At 74.6% G+C, this 18664-nt stretch carries 12 protein-coding genes and 1 other RNA gene; 11 read left to right on the top strand and 2 right to left on the bottom strand.

Going from position 1 to position 18664, the window contains the following annotated elements; all coding sequences use genetic code 11:
• Positions 1-166 precede the first annotated feature (166 nt).
• Complete coding sequence (locus WA788_RS15520) at positions 167-3481, bottom strand: FtsK/SpoIIIE domain-containing protein (protein ID WP_335977667.1); 3315 nt, start codon at positions 3479-3481, stop codon at positions 167-169.
• Positions 3482-3946: 465 nt separating this feature from the next.
• Here WA788_RS15520 and WA788_RS15525 point away from each other — a divergent pair, with 465 nt between their 5' ends.
• The 4 genes from WA788_RS15525 to WA788_RS15540 all read left to right on the top strand — a co-directional run bounded on the left by WA788_RS15525 (position 3947) and on the right by WA788_RS15540 (position 10745).
• Positions 3947-5587: a serine/threonine-protein kinase gene (locus WA788_RS15525; RefSeq protein WP_335977670.1), complete on the top strand. Its 1641-nt coding sequence runs from the start codon at positions 3947-3949 to the stop codon at positions 5585-5587.
• Positions 5588-5840: 253 nt separating this feature from the next.
• A complete protein-coding gene (locus WA788_RS36070) occupies positions 5841-8252 on the top strand; it encodes a protein kinase domain-containing protein (protein ID WP_443034041.1) in 2412 nt (803 codons plus the stop codon).
• Positions 8253-8414: 162 nt separating this feature from the next.
• Positions 8415-9533 carry a peptide chain release factor 2 gene (gene prfB, locus WA788_RS15535; protein WP_335977671.1) on the top strand — a complete coding sequence of 373 codons (1119 nt, stop codon included), beginning with the start codon at positions 8415-8417 and terminating at the stop codon, positions 9531-9533.
• Positions 9534-9809: 276 nt separating this feature from the next.
• Positions 9810-10745, top strand: a complete 936-nt coding sequence (locus WA788_RS15540; protein WP_335977673.1) for a hypothetical protein — start codon at positions 9810-9812, stop codon at positions 10743-10745.
• 110 nt (positions 10746-10855) lie between these two features.
• Here WA788_RS15540 and WA788_RS15545 read toward each other — a convergent pair whose 3' ends face one another.
• Positions 10856-11047, bottom strand: a complete 192-nt coding sequence (locus WA788_RS15545) for a hypothetical protein (RefSeq protein WP_335977676.1) — start codon at positions 11045-11047, stop codon at positions 10856-10858.
• Positions 11048-11404: 357 nt separating this feature from the next.
• Here WA788_RS15545 and ftsE point away from each other — a divergent pair, with 357 nt between their 5' ends.
• From ftsE to WA788_RS15580, 7 genes are all read left to right on the top strand, one after another.
• Complete coding sequence (gene ftsE / locus WA788_RS15550) at positions 11405-12094, top strand: cell division ATP-binding protein FtsE (protein WP_335977679.1); 690 nt, start codon at positions 11405-11407, stop codon at positions 12092-12094.
• Positions 12095-12144: 50 nt separating this feature from the next.
• On the top strand, positions 12145-13065 hold the full coding sequence (gene ftsX / locus WA788_RS15555) for a permease-like cell division protein FtsX (protein WP_335977682.1): 921 nt from the start codon (positions 12145-12147) through the stop codon (positions 13063-13065).
• A 222-nt stretch (positions 13066-13287) separates the two neighbouring features.
• Positions 13288-14583 carry a S41 family peptidase gene (locus tag WA788_RS15560; RefSeq protein WP_335977685.1) on the top strand — a complete coding sequence of 432 codons (1296 nt, stop codon included), beginning with the start codon at positions 13288-13290 and terminating at the stop codon, positions 14581-14583.
• 18 nt (positions 14584-14601) lie between these two features.
• Entirely contained in the window at positions 14602-15081 is a 480-nt protein-coding gene (smpB, locus tag WA788_RS15565) for an SsrA-binding protein SmpB (RefSeq protein WP_335977688.1), read from the top strand.
• Between the two features lie 117 nt (positions 15082-15198).
• Positions 15199-15585: a transfer-messenger RNA gene (gene ssrA, locus WA788_RS15570) on the top strand.
• Positions 15586-15822: 237 nt separating this feature from the next.
• Positions 15823-17187, top strand: a complete 1365-nt coding sequence (locus tag WA788_RS15575) for a nitrate/nitrite transporter (protein WP_335977692.1) — start codon at positions 15823-15825, stop codon at positions 17185-17187.
• 178 nt (positions 17188-17365) lie between these two features.
• A complete protein-coding gene (locus WA788_RS15580) occupies positions 17366-18535 on the top strand; it encodes a uroporphyrinogen-III synthase (RefSeq protein WP_335977694.1) in 1170 nt (389 codons plus the stop codon).
• Positions 18536-18664: the final 129 nt, after the last annotated feature.

The raw sequence follows: 18664 nt of genomic DNA on the forward strand, positions 1-18664 counted from the left end.
GCTCGCAAGGCCGTGTCGGAGCCTGCGGGGGTCATTGTGACGATGCCGTGATCTTGAACTCAATCCTTCGGTACGGAAACGGACGGACCGTCAGGTCCGGGCGCAAAGCGGCGCCGAACGGCCCGACCGGGGACCGCCGGGCGCCCTCGAGGGCCCAGCGCCCCGATCAGACGAGCGGCTTCGTCAGCGCCGCCGGGGCGCCGCCCGACGCACCCGCGCTGCCCGACGCACCCGCACCCGCACCGGCGGACGCCGCCGCGCCGCGCGGCCCGGACTCGTCGGCCGGCGACTCGGCGGCGCGTTGCAGCGCACTGGCCAGCAGCGCCAAGTCGGTGGGCCCGTTGCCGAGTTCACGCACCTGGCGGCGCGCCGGCGGGTCGCCCATCCGCTCCCACTCCAACGGCACCACGGTCGGCCGCAGCGTCGCCGTACGCGGGATGCGCGCGCTGACCCGGGCGGCCTGGAACGGCGTCACCGCGCCGCCCGGCCGCCGCAGGTAACCGCGCCCGGGCACCGCTTCGTCCAGCCCCGCCGGGTCCTCCACGTGCACCAGCAGCGCGGCCGACTCCGGGTCCGCGGTCCGCAGCGCGATCCGCAGCCGGGCCCGCTCGTCGGCCTCGGTGCCCGCGGTCCGCTCGGGCCGCCCGGTCGCGGCGACCAGGTGCACCCCGAGCCGCTCGCCGTCCCGCGCCACCGCCTCCAGGGCCCGCACCACGCTGCCCGCCGACGGCCGCCCCGGACTGCCGAGCCCCGGCGCCACGAGCGCGTCGAAGTCGTCCACGACCACGACCAGGCGTGGCAGTACGGGTGCGGGTACGGATACGGGCACGGCTTGCGCGCCGCCGCCCTCACCCGAACGTGAACCCGCACGCGTTCCCGCACCCGTTCCCGCGCCCGAGCCCGTACGCCCGCCCGACCCGCGCCCGCCCTGGTGCGGCACCGTCCCCGCCACCGCGCCCCGGGCGCTGTGCCACGCCGCGAAGTCCTCGCCCCCCAGCACCTCCGCGCGCCGCTTCAGCTCCCCGCTCAGCGCCTGCGCGAACTCCCGCATCCGGGTCGGGTCCGACGCGACCAGGTGCGTGGAGACGTGCGGCAGGTCCGCGCAGGACGCCAGCCCCTCACCGCGCTCCGCCCCCGCCCCGTCCACCAGCACCAGCGCCAGCCGGTCCGGCCGGTCGGCCGCGGCCAGCGCCGCCACCACCGAGCGCAGCAGCTCCGTCTTGCCGCTGCCCGCGGCGCCCCCGAGCATCAGGTGCGGCCCCTCGGCCACCAGGTCCACGGCCACCCGGCCGCCCGCCCCCGCCCCGATCACCGCGGTCGCCCCCGACGCGGCACCGGGCGCCTCGGCCCACCGCGCCGCGATCCGGGCCGGCGTCGCGATCGCCAGGTCCAGCTCGTCCAGCAGCCGTACGGCGCCCGGCAGCACATGCCGCGAGGGCACGTCCACCGACCCCGCGTCGGCCTCTCGCAGCGGCGCGAGCGCCCGGGCGAAGTGCTCCGCCCATGCCGCGGACACCGCGTCCAGCACGATCACGCCGTCCACCGGCTCCGCCGGATACGTCCCCGCACCCGCCGCGGCGCCGTCGTACGCGCCCGGGGCCGGCTGGAGGCGCAGCGTGGTCGCCACGTCGCCGGAGACGTGGGCCACCAGACCGCCCTGCACGGGCGGGCGTTCGCCGGTCTCGGCGAGGCACAGCAGATGGACGCCGGCCGACGGGCCGGCCACGGCTATCCGGCCCAGCGCGTCGCGCAGCGCCTGCGAGCCGGGGTCGCCGTCGAGGACGACCAGGGTGTACGGGCCGTCGTGGCGCGCCGCCGCCGCGGAGACCGCGGCCGGGGGAGCGGTCGCCCAACCGGGCCCGAGCGGGCCCGACTCCAGCCGCCGCACCAACTCGGCGGCGCGTGCCTCGGCCTGGTCGCGGTCGAAGGCGAGCAGCAGCCGGCAGTCCTGGCCGTGCGCGGGGCGCAGGTGCGGCAGCCAGTTCAGCCAGGACCACTCCTCGGTGCGCTCGTCCGCGCCGCGCGTGCGGTCCGCGCTGACCAGCACCACTTCCAGCGCGGCCGGGGAGTGCAGCGCGCACAGCTGTGCGAGCACCGCCCTAGCCAGCCCGGCCAGCCGCGGCCGGGGTCCGGCCAGGGTCAGCGCGGACCCGGCCGGCGCCCGCAGGTCCACGGTGTACGGGGCGCCGCGCAGCAGCCCGCCGTCCGGTGCCGCCAGGTCGGCGGTGCCCAGGCGTACGGTCAGCGCGTCCGGGTGGGCGTGGCCGCGCTCCCACAGCCGCCGGCCCGGGCCGAGCGCGGTCAGCAGGACCGCCGCCGGGTCGGGCCAGCGCTCGCGCAGCGCCTCCGCGGCGGCCGGGTCGTCGGCGGCGGGGAGGGGGCCGGCCGCGGCGTCCTCGGGTGCCGGGCGGCCGCCCGCCAGCCGCCGTGCCCAGGCGCCTATCGCGCCGACGACCCCGGCCCGCGCCGGTTCGTCGAGGTCGCGGCGGTTGCGTTCGCCGGTCGGGCGCCGGGAGCTGTCCGCGGCGGGCGGCTCGGCCGGCGGCCACTCAGCTTCCGTCGGGGTGCCGAGGCGCAGGCCCACCCCGTGGGTGCCGTCCGCGCCGCGGCCTCCCTCACGGCCGGTCTCCTCGTACGGTCCCGCGGACGCTCCCGGGGTCGGGACCGTGGTCGGGGTTGGGGCCGTGGTCGGTGCCGGGTCCGGGTCGGCGGCCGCGGGGGTGTACGGGCCGCTGCCGTACGCGGTGGCGCCGTCGGGCTCCGCGGCGCTCTCCGGTGCGGCCGCGCCGCGCGGGGAGACCCGCAGGTGCCCCTCGCCGTCCGGGGCTGTCGCCAGCGGTGCGGGGGCGGCCGGGCGCGGCGGGGTGACGCTGAGCGTGGACTCGCCGATCCGCAGCAGCGCGCCGGGCGCGAACGGCAGCGGGTGGACGCCCACCGGGCGCCCGGACAGCACGGTGCCGTTGGTCGAGCCGAGGTCGGCGACGGTGACCGCGCCGTCGGAGCCCACCGCGATCTCGCAGTGCAGGCGGGAGACGTCGGGGTCGTCGAGGGGGACGTCCGCGTCCGCGGAGCGGCCCACCGCCGCCTGGCCGCCCTGGAGCAAGTGCACGCCGCCCGCGTCGGGGCCGCCCACCACGTGCAGCGCGGCGAGGTCCGCCGGCGGCCGCCCGTACTGGCCGAAACGGCCGTACTGGCCGTGGTCGCCATGCTGCTCCGCGGGGGCGTGCAGGGAGATCAGCGCGCCGTCCACGAGGGGCGGGGCGCCGAGGACCGCGGTCGGGGCCAGCCGTCCGCTGCCCGCGTACAGCGCGACCGGGGCGGCGGAGGAGCGGCCCCCGGGCTGGCCCGAGCCGGCCGCCGAGGCCAGCGCGCCGGCCACGGCGCCCAAGGTGGTGCCCGCGGGTGCCGTCACCAGCACGTCGCAGCCGCGAGCTGCCCGGCCGCTGCCGCGCGGCCCGAGGACGGTCAGCCGGATCTGCATCTCGTCCGCGGTCCCTTCTGCTCTGATCCGCCCGTGGCCCGCGCCCCCGTCCGGGAACGTCCTCCCCCGGCGCGGGGCGGGCCGCGACCCGACACCTACGAGTCACTGCGTGCGGCTGGTACGGACTTGGCCGCGCGGCGACTTGACCCATGCATCCTCCCACCCCCTGTGCCGGGCCCGCACCGCCCCTCCGCGCCTCGCGGTGCCCCGTGGCCGCGCGCCGGCTTCCCGCCGCGGGGGTGCCTGCCGGTTCCCGGCCGCGGGCCGGTCGGTGGCCGGTCGCGCAGTTCCCCGCGCCCCTGGGTCGGTGCCCCTTGCGGTGGGTGTTCGGCTGTGGGTGTCTGTCGGAGGCAACCGGGGGAGCGGGGGTGGCGTCTGGAAGGGAATCCGGCACCGTGGGGCGGCAGGCTCTACGCTGGGCCGGAGCCGGGAAGACGAAGGACCATCACGCAGGGAGCGCATGACGTGCGGCCGGTAGGCAGCAAATACCTCCTGGAGGAGCCGCTCGGACGGGGCGCCACGGGGACCGTCTGGCGTGCCCGGGTGCGCGACGACGAGGGTACGCAGGTGGCGGTCAAGGTCCTCAAGGAGGAGCTGGCCGGGGACCCGGACGTGGTGATGCGCTTCCTGCGCGAGCGCTCCGCCCTGCTCAGGCTCCGCCACCCGCACATCGTGCGGGTCCGCGACCTCGTCGTGGAGGGCGACCTGCTCGCCCTGGTCATGGACCTGATCGACGGCCCGGACCTGCACCGCTACCTGCGGGAGAACGGCCCGTTCAGCCCGATCGGCACCGCCCTGCTGACCGCGGCCGTCGCGGACGCGCTGGCCGCCAGCCACGCGGACGGCATCGTGCACCGCGACCTGAAGCCCGCGAACGTCCTGCTCGCCACCGCCACCGGCGAGGACGGCGCCGAGACGATGCACCCGATGCTCACCGACTTCGGCATCGCCCGGCTGGCTGACTCCCCGGGGGTGACCCGCACCGAGGAGTTCGTGGGCACCCCGGCGTACGTCGCGCCGGAGTCCGCGCAGGGCCGCCCGCAGACCTCGGCGGTCGACGTGTACGGCGCCGGCGTGCTGATGTACGAGCTGGTCACCGGGCACGCCCCGTTCCGCGGCGAGTCCGCGCTGGAGGTGCTGCGCGCCCACATGGCGGACCAGCCCGAGCGGCCCCGCACCGTACCGGAGCCGCTGTGGACGGTCATCGAGCGCTGCCTCCGCAAGGACCCCGCGCAGCGGCCCAGCGCGGAGAACCTGGCGCGGGCGCTGCGGGTGGTCGCCGCGGGCGTGGGCGTGCACGCCAGCCCGGCGCAGGCCGAGGCCGCGCTCGGGGTGGGCGCGCTGCTCGGGCCGGACGTCGACCCCGCGCCGGTGCCGGGCACCGGCGACGCCGAGCCCACCCAGGTGCTGCCGGCCGGCAGCGCGGCCTACGACCCGAACGCCACGACCGGTGTGCTCCCCTCGGACCGCTTCCAGGGCGCGGTGACCGCCGCCGACGCCGCGAACGCCGCCGACGGCACCCGGGTGCTGCCCACCGCCGAGGCGCAGGGCCCGCCGCAGGCGCAGGGCCCGCACCCGTGGGAGTCCCAGCTCAACGCCGCCCGGCACCGCAACGAGCAGACCGAGGTCAGCCGGGTCCCCCCGGAGATGGACCCGCTCTACCGCCGCCCGGTCCGCCGCGCCCAGCCGCAGCAGCCGCCCGCGCAGCCGCCGCAGCAGTACGACGGCGGCCGCCCGTATCCGCGGCAGCAGCCCCCGCAGTCCCCGCAGCCCCAGCAGCAGCGCTACCAGCCGCCGCCGCAGAACTACGAGCCCCAGCGGTACGAACCGCAGCGCCCGCCGGCCGCCGCGCCGCGCGAGCCGCGGCAGCCGCGGCGCAGCGCCAACCCGATGAAGATCCCGGGCCTGGGCTGCCTGAAGGGCTGCCTGATGGTGATCCTGGTGCTGGTGGTCATCTTCGTCGTGGTCTGGTACACGACCCCGCTGCCGGACTGGGTGAACAGCACCCGCAACCTGTGGGACGCGACGTCGAGCTGGGTGCACAGCGCCTGGGACAAGGTCGCCGCGATCACCGGTGACTCCGGCGGCGGCTCGGGCAGCAACTGACGCGGCGGCCGATGCCGCGTCAGGTGGCCGTACACCCCGATATGCGCGCCGGGTTGGGGATTTGTCGACTTCCAGAGGGTGATTTCTCCGGCAGAACGGTTCCTCACTGCCCGGGGGCGTCCCGAACTGCCGCCGAGCCGCGTAGCTTTGTCGCCAACACGAGCCATCACGCGGTGCCGCACGGCGTCCCGGCCCCACCTGACGCCCTCGGCGGGCGGCGCCGCGACGGACCGTCGGAGGAGTCGGAGCAGTCTTGGCCAGGAAGATCGGCAGCCGGTACACCGCCCACCAGGTGCTGGGGCGCGGTTCGGCGGGCACCGTGTGGCTCGGCGAGGGTCCCGAAGGCCCGGTCGCCATCAAGCTGCTGCGCGAGGACCTCGCCTCCGACCAGGACCTGGTGGGCCGCTTCGTGCAGGAGCGCACCGCGCTGCTGTCGCTGGACGACCCGCACATCGTCGGCATCCGCGACCTCGTGGTCGACGGCACCGACCTCGCGCTGGTGATGGACCTGGTACGCGGCACCGACCTGCGCTCCCGGCTGGAGCGCGAGCGCCGGATGCTGCCCGAGGCGGCCGTGGCGATCGCCGCCGACGTCGCCGACGGCCTGGCCGCCGCCCACGCCGGCGGCGTGGTGCACCGCGACGTCAAGCCCGAGAACGTACTGCTCGACTCGGCCGCGGCGGCCGGCCCCGGCGGCGCCCCGCCCGCGCTGCTCACCGACTTCGGCATCGCCCGCCTCGTGGACACCCCGCGCCGCACCCGCGCGACCCGGATCATCGGCACCCCCGACTACCTCGCCCCCGAGATCATCGAGGGCCTGCCGCCGCGCGCCTCCGTGGACATCTACGCCCTGGCCACGGTGCTCTACGAACTCCTCGCCGGCTTCACGCCGTTCGGCGGCGGCCACCCCGGCGCCGTGCTGCGCCGGCACGTCACCGAGGCCGTACAGCCGCTGCCCGGGCTGGTCCCGGAGCTGTGGCAGATCCTCGCGCAGTGTCTGGCCAAGGCCCCCGCGTCCCGGCTGAAAGCGGGGGAGCTCGCCGAGCGGCTGCGGGAGCTGCTGCCGGAGCTGGCCGGGCTGCCCGCGCTGGACGTGGCCGCGCCCGGCGCCGGCGGCGAGCCGGAGCCCGCGGGCGGGGTGTACGACGACGCCGACGAGCCCGCCGGTTTCGGCGCCGACCGCGAACCGGCACGGCCCGCGGCGGGCACCGGCGACCGCAGGCGCGGCGCGGTGCCGCTGGTGCGCGGTACCGCCCCGGACTCCAGCCGCGACACCCACACCAGCATCAAGCTGCCCACCGCCGAGGAACTGGCGGGCTTCGGCGCAGAGGCCGCGCGCACCGGCCGGGACGGGCGGCCCGAGAGACCCGGCGGCGCGGACCCGGCGGCAGGCACCGGCGGCGGGAAGTCCGCCGGGAAGTCCGCCGGGAAGTCCGCCGGCAAGGACACCTCCCGGGGCCGCGCCTCCGCCCCCGACCGCCCCGCCAGCCCCCGCCATCGCTCGGTCTCCGACGCCGTGCGCCAGCGGCGGATCAAGTTGGCCGCGGCCGCCGCGGCCGCGCTCGCCGTCGCCGGGCTGGGCGGCTGGGGCATCGCCTCCGCCGGGTCCCCCGACCACGGCCACTCCGGCTCCGGCGGCACCTCCCGCGACGACGAGGCCCCCTCGGCCGGTACTGGTCAGGGCACCGACCCGGCCCACGACACCAGCGCCGCCCACAGCGCCACGGCCGCCCCGACCGGGGGTGCCGACTCCCCGCAGGGCCGCACCGGCGCCCCGGTCGACCTGCCGAAGTGGTCCGCCTTCCATGACGCGCCCGCCGCCGGGGTGCCGCTCACCGGCGGCCCCCGGGTGCTCGTCGAGGGCGGCCACACCTACGTCTTCGCCCGCGGCACCGACAAGAACATCTGGTACGTGGTGCGGGACGGCTCGGGCTACGGCCCGTGGCACAAGCTCACCGGGATCAGCGTCCAGGCCGACCCGGCCGTGGTGTCCGCGAAATCCGGGTCGGTCGACCTGTTCGCGCTGGGCACCGACGGCCTGCTCTACCGCCGCACCCTGACCGGCGGCTACTGGCAGCCCTGGCTCCAGGTCGACGAGCGCACCCACTTCGACGCGGCGCCCGCGGCGGCCTCCTCCGCGCCCGGCCGGATCGACCTGGTGGGCCGGGTCGGCGGCGACCTGGTGACCGCCTCGCTGGTCGACGGCCGCTGGAACGCCTGGGCCGCGGTGCCCACCCCGGGCCGGATCAAGGACGCGCCCGCGCTGGTCTCCACCGGCCGCGGCACCCTGGACGCCTTCGTCGTACGCAAGGCGGACAACGCGGTGCTGCGGCTGCCGTTCTCCGACGGCGCCTGGCGGACCGCGGTGGTGATCGGCTCGGTCGAGGGCAGCTCCCGGGTCGAGGCGCTGCCCGACGGCGACCACCTGTACGTCTTCTCCGGCGGCCTCGTCACCGACGCGGCGGACTCGGCGGACCCGGCAGACCCGGCGGCCACGGCCGACACCGCCGGCAACCGCAGCGCGGACGGCACCGCGGCGGCCGGCGGCCTGGCCCGGCCCGAGGGTGCGATCGGCCCGGTCGGCGCCGGCGCCTCCGCCCACACGCTGGAGGTCTACCTGCTGACGGCCAAGGGCCGCCTGACCCGTGCGACGGCCGCCGCGTGAGCGCCGCCCGACGAGGCCGGCGCGGCGGCGGCCGCCCCACCACCTGCCCCGCCTGCCGCCCCGCCTGCCGCCGTGGCCGCCCGGTCGGCCGTGCGAGCCGCTCCGAAGCCGCGGTACGACCGAAAACCGCCCATCACCCGACCAGCCGGTAGGCTTGACCCCGTGGCGATCGTCGACGTTTCCGAAGAACTGAAGTCCCTCTCCTCCACCATGGGGTCGATCGAGGCCGTGCTCGACCTCGACCGGATGCGGGGCGACATCGCCGCGCTCGAGGAGCAGGCCGCGGCCCCGTCCCTGTGGGACGACCCGGAGAACGCGCAGAAGGTGACCAGCCGCCTGTCGCACCTCCAGGCCGAGCTGCGCAAGACCGAGACGCTCCGCGGCCGGATCGACGACCTCGCGGTGCTCTTCGAGCTGGCCGAGGCCGAGGACGACGCCGACACCCGCGCCGAGGCCGAGTCCGAGATGGAGCAGGTCCGCAAGGCGCTGGACGAGATGGAGGTCCGCACCCTGCTCTCCGGCGAGTACGACGCCCGCGAGGCGCTGGTCAACATCCGCGCCGAGGCCGGCGGGGTGGACGCCGCGGACTTCGCCGAGCAGCTCCAGCGGATGTACCTGCGCTGGGCCGAGCGGCACGGCTACCCGACCGAGATCTACGAGACGTCGTACGCGGAGGAGGCCGGCATCAAGTCGACCACCTTCACCGTCAAGGCGCCGTACGCCTACGGCACCCTGTCCGTCGAGCAGGGCACCCACCGCATGGTGCGGATCTCGCCGTTCGACAACCAGGGCCGCCGCCAGACGTCGTTCGCCGGTGTCGAGGTGCTGCCCGTCGTCGAGCAGTCCGACCACGTGGAGATCGACGAGTCCGAGCTGCGCGTCGACGTCTACCGCGCGTCCGGGCCCGGCGGCCAGGGCGTCAACACCACCGACTCCGCGGTCCGCATCACCCACCTGCCGACCGGCATCGTGGTCTCCTGCCAGAACGAGCGCTCGCAGATCCAGAACAAGGCCAGCGCGATGAACGTCCTCCAGGCAAAGCTGCTGGAACGGCGCCGCCAGGAGGAGCAGGCCCTGATGGACTCGCTCGGCAAGAGCGACGGCGGCAACTCCTGGGGCAACCAGATGCGTTCGTACGTCCTGCACCCCTACCAGATGGTGAAGGACCTGCGCACCGAGCACGAGGTCGGCAACCCGCAGGGCGTGCTCGACGGGGACATCGACGGCTTCATCGAGGCGGGCATCCGCTGGCGCAAGTCCCGCGAGAAGGCCGACGCGTAGGACGGCCGGCGCCGCCGCGCAACCGCCCGGTGCACGGCGGCAGTTGCGGCGCCGTTGTCACAGTGCTGTACAGAAGTGACGGTCACAGCCGGGCAATTCGCCCAAGGCGTGCGTAACGACCTTGACGGTGCTGGGCAAAGTCGCAAGGGTGTTGCGCGGCATGCGCATGTTTATGTGGTGTGAGCGTTTGGGGGCGGGCGCATCCGGGCCCCAGTGGCACCGCACTCCGCATGGCGGCGCATCCCTAAGCAGACATCTGATGGGGGTACTTGAGACATGACCAAGCGCAACACACGGCTGCGCGTCACTCGCATCGCCGCGGCCGCTGTCATCGCGGCGGGCGCCTCGCTGACGGCGGTGGGTGCTGCTCAGGCGGCGTCCCAGCCGAGCAGCACCTCGTCCGTGAAGCCGGCGTCGGCGCTGGATCTCATCGGGGGCATCACCAGCGGGGTGACCGAGGGCGCCTCCGGCGGTGACAGCACCACGGGCGGTGGCGACAACGGCACCGGCGGCGACACGACCACGACCGGTGGCGACAGCAGCACCGGTGGTGACAGCACCACGGGCGGCGGCGACAGCAGCACCGGTGGTGACACGACCACGATCGGTGGCCTCGCCTCCATCGGCGGCGACGACAGCACCGGCGGTGACAGCACGACGACCGGTGGCGACGACAGCACCGGTGGCGACACCACGACGACCGGTGGCGACAACGGCACCGGTGGCGACACCACGACGACCGGTGGCGACAACGGCACCGGCGGTGACACGACCACGACCGGTGGCGACAACGGCACCGGCGGTGGCAACGGCGCCTCGGGTGGCGACACCACGACCACCGGCGGCGACAGCGGCTCGGGCGGTTCCTCGTCCACCGGCGGCGGCTCCTCCACCTCCGGCGGTTCGTCCAGCACGGGCGGCTCCTCGTCCACCGGTGGCGGCTCCTCCACCTCCGGCGGCTCGTCCACCTCGGGCGGCAACGACAACACCTGCACCCTGTCCGGTGACAGCGTCGACTGCGGCAACAACGCCAGCACCGACAACCAGCAGGTCCAGCAGGGCAAGACCACCTCGCAGCTGGCCGAGACCGGCTCCAGCGGCACCACCTTCATGATCATCGGCGCCGCGACCCTGATCGCGGGCGGGATCGGCTTCCGCCTCACCCCGCGCCTGGTCAACCGCGGCGGCGGCGACGGCGCCGCGGCGGCCTGACCGCTGTAGCAGCGCGAAAAGCACGAAAAGCATAAAAAGCACGAAAAAGGCGGGCCCGGAGCGCACACCAGCGCTCCGGGCCCGCCTGTCGTCTCCGGGCTTCGTACGTACTACGCGGTGGCGTGCTCCACGACGAGGACCACCGCCAGCAGCGCCACCAGGACGGCTATCAGTGTGGCGGGGGATATCGTCGACCAACCGCCCTGCTGCTCCATGCGCGCGCGGTTCGCGCGGCAGACCGGGCAGCGCCCCTCGCTCACGGGGCCGGCGCAGTTGGCACACACCAGTCGGTCGAACGTCATCGCGCTCTCCTTTTCCGTCCGGTGAACGCCCCCGGTCTGGAAATCGTTCCCTGGGCTCGACGCGTCTACTCCGTGCCCGCCGCGCGGTTCCGGCGGCCGGTGCCGCGCTCCGTCGCTGACGTGCACACCTTCTACTGTGCCAGGTTCGGCCGGGAAGAGCGCCCCGAGGCCGGTCCGCCGGCGGTGGAAGCGCGGTGCGGAAGGGTCCAATGACGGCTTTGTCCGAGAGTGCCCTGTGGCCCGGGCCACCAACCACTCACCGCGACTGCGCGCGCGTCGCCAGGTCGCGTAGTGTCGCCCCCACATCCCCTATCCGGCCCTACCCCAAACCCCGATCCCGCAACCCCTGGTGCCAACGTGATCCGTTTCGACAACGTCACCAAGACCTATCCCAAGCAGAACCGCCCCGCCCTGCGGGACGTGTCGCTGGAGATCGAGAAAGGGGAGTTCGTCTTCCTGGTGGGCTCGTCCGGCTCCGGGAAGTCGACCTTCCTGCGTCTCATCCTCCGCGAGGAGCGCACCGACACCGGCATGGTGCACGTGCTGGGCAAGGACCTCAACCGGCTCTCGAACTGGAAGGTCCCGCAGATGCGGCGCCAACTCGGCACCGTCTTCCAGGACTTCCGGCTGCTGCCGAACAAGACCGTCGCCGAGAACGTGGCGTTCGCGCTCGAGGTCATCGGCAAGCCGCGCGGCACCATCCGCAAGACCGTGCCCGAGGTGCTCGACCTGGTCGGCCTGGCCGGCAAGGACGACCGGATGCCCGGCGAGCTGTCCGGTGGTGAGCAGCAGCGCGTGGCGATCGCCCGCGCCTTCGTCAACCGTCCGATGCTCCTGATCGCGGACGAGCCGACCGGAAACCTCGACCCGCAGACGTCGGTGGGCATCATGCGGCTGTTGGACCGGATCAACCGGACCGGCACCACCGTGGTGATGGCCACCCACGACCAGAACATCGTCGACCAGATGCGCAAGCGCGTCATCGAACTCGAGAAGGGGCGACTGGTCCGCGACCAGTCGCGCGGTGTGTACGGCTACCAGCACTGACTGCGGCCGCCCGCTCACACACCAACCCTCCGGAAGGAACCCCGACCCTCATGCGTGTCCAGTTCGTTCTGTCGGAGATCGGCGTCGGTCTCCGCCGGAACCTCACGATGACTCTTGCCGTCGTCATCTCCGTGGCCCTCTCGCTCGCCCTCACCGGCGGTGCCCTGCTGGTGAACAAGCAGGTCGACGCGATGAAGGGCTACTGGTACGACAAGGTCGAGGTGAGCGTCTACCTCTGCAACAAGAACGACGCGGCCACCACGCCCAACTGCGCCTCGGGCCCGGTGACCGACGACCAGAAGGCCCAGATCCTCGCGGACCTGAAGAAGCTGCCGGTCGTCAAGAAGATCTATTACGAGTCGGCCGAGGGCGCGTACAAGCACTACAAGGAGCAGTTCAAGTCCAACAAGCAGCTCGCCGACTCCATCACGCCGGACCAGATGGAGCAGAGCTACCAGGTCAAGCTGAAGGACCCGACGAAGTTCGAGGTGGTGGCGAGCGCCTTCAACGGGCGCAAGGGCGTGCAGTCCGTGGAGGACCAGCGCAAGGTGCTGCAGAACCTCTTCGACCTGCTCAACGGCATGACCCGGGTCGCGTACGTGGTGCTGGCGTTCATGCTCACCGTGGCCATGCTGCTGATCATCAACACCGTGCGGGTGTCCGCCTTCTCCCGGCGCCGGGAGACGGGGATCATGCGGCTGGTGGGCGCGTCGAGCTTCTACATCCAGATGCCGTTCATCATGGAGGCCGCCTTCGCGGGGCTGGTCGGCGCGGGACTGGCGTGCGTGATGCTGCTCGGCGGGCGGTACTTCCTGATCGACGCGGGCCTCAGACTCCAGGACAAGATCCCGCTGGTGTCGTTCATCGGCTGGGGCCCGGTGGTGCAGGTGCTCCCGCTGGTGCTGGTGATCGGCGTGGCCATGCCGGCGCTCGCGGCGTTCATCGCCCTGCGCCGCTACCTGAGGGTCTGACAGCCCGCCGAGGCTCCTGGCCGGTCGGTGTTGAACGAGGCGGGGCGGCGCCCCGGGACCTGGTCCGTACGCGGGCCGGTGCTCCCGGGGCGCCGGCCCGCTTACGGCCTTCGTACGGCCCGCGTCCGGCCGATGCGCGCATCCCGGAGGTTGCGGTGCGCCGCGGCCGGGTGTAGCCGCAACTCCCCCTGCCGGCGCGGGTTCTGCCCTAGACTTCCGGCCATGTCCGGCCCGTCGCTGTTCGGGACGCCCCGCCGCTGGCGCCGCGGGGCCACCTTGACGTTGATGTGCGGTGCGATGCTCGCCACCGGCGCGGCCGCGAGCGGCCTCACCGGGGTCGACACCTCCGCCCGCAGGAACGGGCAGCTGGTGGCCGCGGCCCCGGCCGGTGCCGCGCCGACCGCCGCCGGCCCGTCCGCGGGCCCGGCCCCGGGCGGCGCCACCCCGTCCGCCACCCCGGGCGGCGCCGCCGACGACGGCCGCGACGGCGGCGGCGCCCCGGCCGGCACCGGCAGGACCCCCGCGGCGGGCGACCGCACCGGACGGGCGGCCGCCCCGGGCACCACCGGGCCGGACGCCGCCCAGAAACTCGTCAGCCGCAGCGGCGACCGCTGGTCCACTTCCTACACCGCCCAGGAGTACGCCGGTTTCCAGCAGGCCCTGGCGGGGCGCTACGTCGGCACCGGCGTCTCGGTGCGCCGGATCGACGGCGGCCGCATCCAGATCGCCGGGGTCCAGCCGGGCAGCCCCGCCGACCGGGCCGGGCTGCGCGGCGGCGACGTGCTCGCCGCGATCGGCGGCACCCGATGTACCGGCCTGCCCGTCACCGAGGTCGTCGCGGACCTGCGCGGCGACAACGTGCCGGGCAGCCGCGTCACGCTCGACGTCGAACGCGGTGCCCGTGACTGGACGGTCGCGGTGCACCGCGCCACGCTGGCCACCGACTCGGTCACCGTCACCCGGCAGCAGGACGGCCCGACCGTGATCGCGGTGGACGCCTTCACCAAGGGCGTCGGCGCGCAGGTCGCCGCCGCGGTCCGGGACGCCGCCGCCCGCGGCGAGGGCGTCCTGCTCGACCTGCGCGGCAACTCCGGCGGCCTGGTCGCCGAGGCGGTCGCCACCGCGTCGGCCTTCCTGGACGGCGGCCTCGTCGCCACCTACGACGTGCACGGACAGCAGCAGGCGCTCTACGCGGCGGACGGCGGCGACACCTCGGTGCCGCTGGTCGTCCTGGTCGACGGCGGCACCATGAGCGCGGCCGAGATGCTGTCCGGCGCGCTCCAGGACCGGGGCCGCGCGGTCGTCATCGGCTCGCGCACCTTCGGCAAGGGCTCGGTCCAGATGCCCACCACCCTCGCGGACGGCTCGGTGGCCGAACTGACCGTGGGCCACTACCGGTTGCCGGACGGCCGTACGGTCGAGGGCACCGGCATCACCCCCGACGTCGTGGTCGCCGGCGGCCAGGACCCGGTGGCCGCGAGCCGCGAGGTATTCGCTGGCCTCGGGGCCCCCTCGTAGTGGGAGAATGGCCCGGCTATGGCTAAAGAGACGGGTCGCAAGATCATCGCGCAGAACAAGAAGGCGCGGCACGACTACCTCATCCTCGACACGTACGAGGCGGGGCTGGTGCTCACCGGCACCGAGGTGAAGTCGCTGCGGCTGGGCCGCGCGTCGCTGGTGGACGGCTTCGCGCAGCTGGAGGGCGGCGAGGCGTACCTCTACAACGTGCACATCCCCGAGTACACGCAGGGCACCTGGACGAACCACGCCGCGCGCCGCAAGCGGAAGATGCTGCTGCACCGCGCGGAGATCGACAAGCTCGACCAGAAGTCCCAGGAGACCGGGCACACCGTGATCCCGCTGGCGCTGTACTTCAAGGACGGCCGGGTGAAGGTCGAGATCGCCCTCGCCAAGGGCAAGAAGGAGTACGACAAGCGGCAGACGCTGCGGGAGAAGCAGGACCGGCGCGAGACCGACCGCGCGATCTCCGCGGCGCGCCGCCGCCAGCGCGGCTGAGCCGCGGCGCGCGGGAATACGGTGGCTCCCTGGCCGGTTGTGGCACTACACTGGTGCACGCAGGGCCAGCAGTACCGACCGCCGGGAAACCGGCGGTGCACCTTGACAACACCACATGGGGATGATCGGTTTCGACTGGGGATGTCGAAGCAGGGGAAGCGAGCCGAGGAAGCGGCAATGATCTCGTTAACCATATGCCGAAACCAATAATCGCCAATTCCAAGCGCGATTCCTCCGCCTTCGCTCTCGCTGCCTAATTAGCAGCTAGCGAAGACTCCGCGGAGTGTCAGCCCGGGGATGTTCCCGACCCGGACCCTGGCATCATTCAGGGGACTCAACCGCCGAGCCCGGCCACGGGGCACGGCGGGAAACCTCACAGTGGCTGGGCCCGTCGGCGGCTTGTCCGCGTGACTGCCGGGGCCGAGAAAAGCACAGCGGACTGCGCTCGGAGAAGCCCTGGTTCCGCACCACAGGACGCGGGTTCGATTCCCGCCATCTCCACCATCTCCACTGAACACGACAGGCGAGGTGTGCCCGCGAACAGCGCGGGCGCGCCTCGCCTGTCGTCGTTTGCTATCGCCTGCCGCCGGGCCGTGTCTCCTTGCTCGGCTCACATCCGGCCCGGGGCGCGGGTGAGTGGGTGGTTGCGCGCGCGTCACGCCGGGGTCGGGGCACCCGAAACCCGGGGTTCGTAGCGTCGCCTTGTCAGTGCGGCAGGCGGCTACGGCGGGAGGCGGCGTGATGGGCCGGTGGATCGAGCAGTGGGACCCGGAGGACGAGAGGTTCTGGCAGGAGGGCGGCGGGCGGCAGGTGGCCCGGCGGAACCTGGCGTACTCCGTCCTGTCGGAGCACATCGGGTTCTCGGTGTGGAGCCTGTGGTCGGTGATGGTGCTGTTCATGGGGCCTGCCTACGGGGTGGACCCGGGCGGCAAGTTCTTCCTGGTGGCGCTGCCGACGCTGGTCGGCGGGGTGCTGCGGGTGCCGTACACGTTCGCGGTGGCGGTGTTCGGCGGCCGCAACTGGACGGTGGTGAGCGCGTCGCTGCTGCTGGTGCCGACGGTGGCCGCGGCGTTCGTGGTCAAGCCCGGGGTGTCGTATTCGACGCTGATGGTGGTGGCGGCGCTGACCGGCGTCGGCGGGGGGAACTTCGCCTCGTCGATGACGAACATCAATTCCTTCTACCCGCTGCGGGAGAAGGGCTACGCGCTCGGGCTGAACGCGGGCGGCGGCAACCTCGGGGTGGCGGCGATCCAGCTCGTCGGGCTACTGGTGATCGGCACCGCCGGGGCGGGGCACCCGCGGGTGGTGCTGGCGGTCTACATCCCGCTGATCGTGGTCGCGGCGGTGCTGGCCGCGCTGTTCATGGACAACCTCGCCCCGGTACGCAATGACACCGGGGCCGCGCTGGACGCCGCCCGCGACCCGCACACCTGGATCATGTCGCTGCTGTACGTGGGCACCTTCGGGTCGTTCATCGGCTACAGCTTCGCCTTCGGCCTGGTGCTCCAGAACCAGTTCGGGCGCACCCCGTTGCAGGCGGCGTACCTGACCTTCATCGGGCCGCTGCTCGGCTCGCTGGTCCGCCCGGTCGGCGGGCGGCTGGCGGACAGGTTCGGCGGCGGCCGGATCACCTGGTGGAACTTCCTGGCGATGGCGGCGGCGACCGGTGTGGTGGTGGCCGCGTCGGAGGCGAAGTCGCTGGGGACGTTCCTGGTCGGCTTCATCGCGCTGTTCGTGCTCAGCGGACTCGGCAACGGGTCGTCGTACAAGATGATCCCGGGGATCTTCCAGAAGAAGGCCGAGGCCCGCGGGATGACCGGGGAGGAGGCCGCGGCGTACGGGCGTCGGCTGTCCGGCGCGTCCATGGGGCTGATCGGCGCGGTCGGCGCGCTGGGCGGGGTCGGCATCAACCTCGCCTTCCGGGAGGCGTTCCTGAACGCGGGCAGCGGCACGCCCGCCTTCGTGGCGTTCCTGGGCTACTACGCTGTGTGCTTCGCGCTCACCTGGGCCGTATACCTGCGGCGGCCGGCCGCGGCGCGCGGGGGGAGCGAGGACGGCGCGGCGCAGGCGGCCCCGGCGGGGACGCAAGCGTACGCCGAGGTCTGAGCGGAGCCCGCCCGGCGGATGCCGACGCACGTCGGGTGACACTGCACGTAACACCCGGGAAATCCCGGTGAACCGAACCCGTCACCCCGGGTTGGGAGGATGACCCTCCCGGGGCGGCGTCGCGCCGGGGCAGCGGGCCGCGGCGCGCGGACAGGTCAGGTCAGCGAGTGGAGCAGCCATGGAAGCGCATGCCGAAACCCCCGCGGGGGTGCCGCCGCTCGCCGGGTTCACGGTCGGGGTGACCGCCGCCCGCCGGGCCGACGAGCTGGCCGCGCTGCTGGAGCGGCGCGGCGCGGTGGTGCTGCGGGCCCCCAGCCTGCGGATCATGCCCCTGTCGGACGACACGGAGCTGCTGGCGACCACCAAGCGGCTGCTGGACGACGCGCCGGACGTGGTGGTCGCCACCACCGCGATCGGCTTCCGCGGCTGGATCGAGGCGGCCGACGGCTGGGGCCTGGGCGAGGCGCTGCTGCGGCGCCTGGGCGAGACCCGGCTGCTGGCCCGCGGCCCGAAGGTGCGCGGCGCGGTCCGTGCGGCCGGGCTCACCGAGGCGTGGTCGCCGGCGTCGGAGTCGATGGCCGAGGTGCTGGAACGGCTGCTGGCCGACGGCGTCGAGGGGCGGTGCGTGGCGGTCCAGCTGCACGGCGAGCCGGCCGCCGGGTTCGCCGAGGCGCTGCGGCTGGCCGGGGCGCGGGTGGTGGCGGTGCCGGTCTACCGGTGGATGCCGCCGGAGGACCTGGGGCCGGTGGACCGGCTGCTGGACGCGGTGTTCGCGGGCGGCCTCGACGCGGTGACGTTCACCTCCGCGCCCGCGGTGGCGTCGCTGCTGGACCGGGCGGAGCAGCGCGGGCAGCTGCCGGAGCTGCTGGCGGCGCTGCGCGGCCCGGTGCTGGCGGCGTGCGTGGGCCCGGTGACCGCGCTCCAGCTCCAGGAGCGGGACGTGCCGACCCGGCAGCCCGAGCGCTTCCGGCTGGGCCCGCTGGTGCAGCTGGTCGCGCGCGAGCTGCCGGCCCGGGTGGACGCGCTTCCGGTGGCCGGGCACCGCGTGGAGGTCCGCGGCCACGCGGCCGTCGTCGACGGGCGGCTGCGGCCGGTGCCGCCTGCGGGCATGGCGCTGCTGCGGGCGCTGGCGCGCCGCCCGGGGTGGGTGGTCGGCCGCGGCGACCTGCTGCGGGTGCTGCCGGGCGCCGGGCGCGACGAGCACGCGGTGGAGACGGCGATGGCCCGGCTGCGTACGGCGCTGGGGGAGCCGCGGCTGGTGCAGACGGTCGTCAAGCGCGGGTACCGGCTGGCGCTCGACCCCCGTGAGGAACCCCCCGCCGACGGGTCCGACACCAGCTGCGGCTGACCTCGCATCCATAGACCCCCCGAAGCGCCCGCCCCCGAAGCGCCCGCCCGAACCGGCACCGGGCCGCTCCGGCGTACCCCGGCGCGCCCTCCTCAAGGTCCCCTTCGCCCCTTGTGCTCCCTTCGGCCC

Source organism: Streptomyces sp. CA2R106, from assembly GCF_037034245.1.
In the GTDB taxonomy this organism is placed as follows: Bacteria; Actinomycetota; Actinomycetes; order Streptomycetales; family Streptomycetaceae; genus Actinacidiphila.

What these genes read in the sequence shown, in the direction of transcription:
- WA788_RS15545 (WP_335977676.1), bottom strand. Translation starts at nt 11,047, where the DNA reads ATGACGTTCGACCGACTGGTGTGTGCCAACTGCGCCGGCCCCGTGAGC.
- WA788_RS15540 (WP_335977673.1), top strand. Translation starts at nt 9,810, where the DNA reads ATGACCAAGCGCAACACACGGCTGCGCGTCACTCGCATCGCCGCGGCC.
- ftsX (WP_335977682.1), top strand. Translation starts at nt 12,145, where the DNA reads ATGCGTGTCCAGTTCGTTCTGTCGGAGATCGGCGTCGGTCTCCGCCGG.
- WA788_RS15575 (WP_335977692.1), top strand. Translation starts at nt 15,823, where the DNA reads ATGGGCCGGTGGATCGAGCAGTGGGACCCGGAGGACGAGAGGTTCTGG.
- smpB (WP_335977688.1), top strand. Translation starts at nt 14,602, where the DNA reads ATGGCTAAAGAGACGGGTCGCAAGATCATCGCGCAGAACAAGAAGGCG.
- WA788_RS15520 (WP_335977667.1), bottom strand. Translation starts at nt 3,481, where the DNA reads ATGCAGATCCGGCTGACCGTCCTCGGGCCGCGCGGCAGCGGCCGGGCA.
- WA788_RS15580 (WP_335977694.1), top strand. Translation starts at nt 17,366, where the DNA reads ATGGAAGCGCATGCCGAAACCCCCGCGGGGGTGCCGCCGCTCGCCGGG.
- WA788_RS15560 (WP_335977685.1), top strand. Translation starts at nt 13,288, where the DNA reads ATGTCCGGCCCGTCGCTGTTCGGGACGCCCCGCCGCTGGCGCCGCGGG.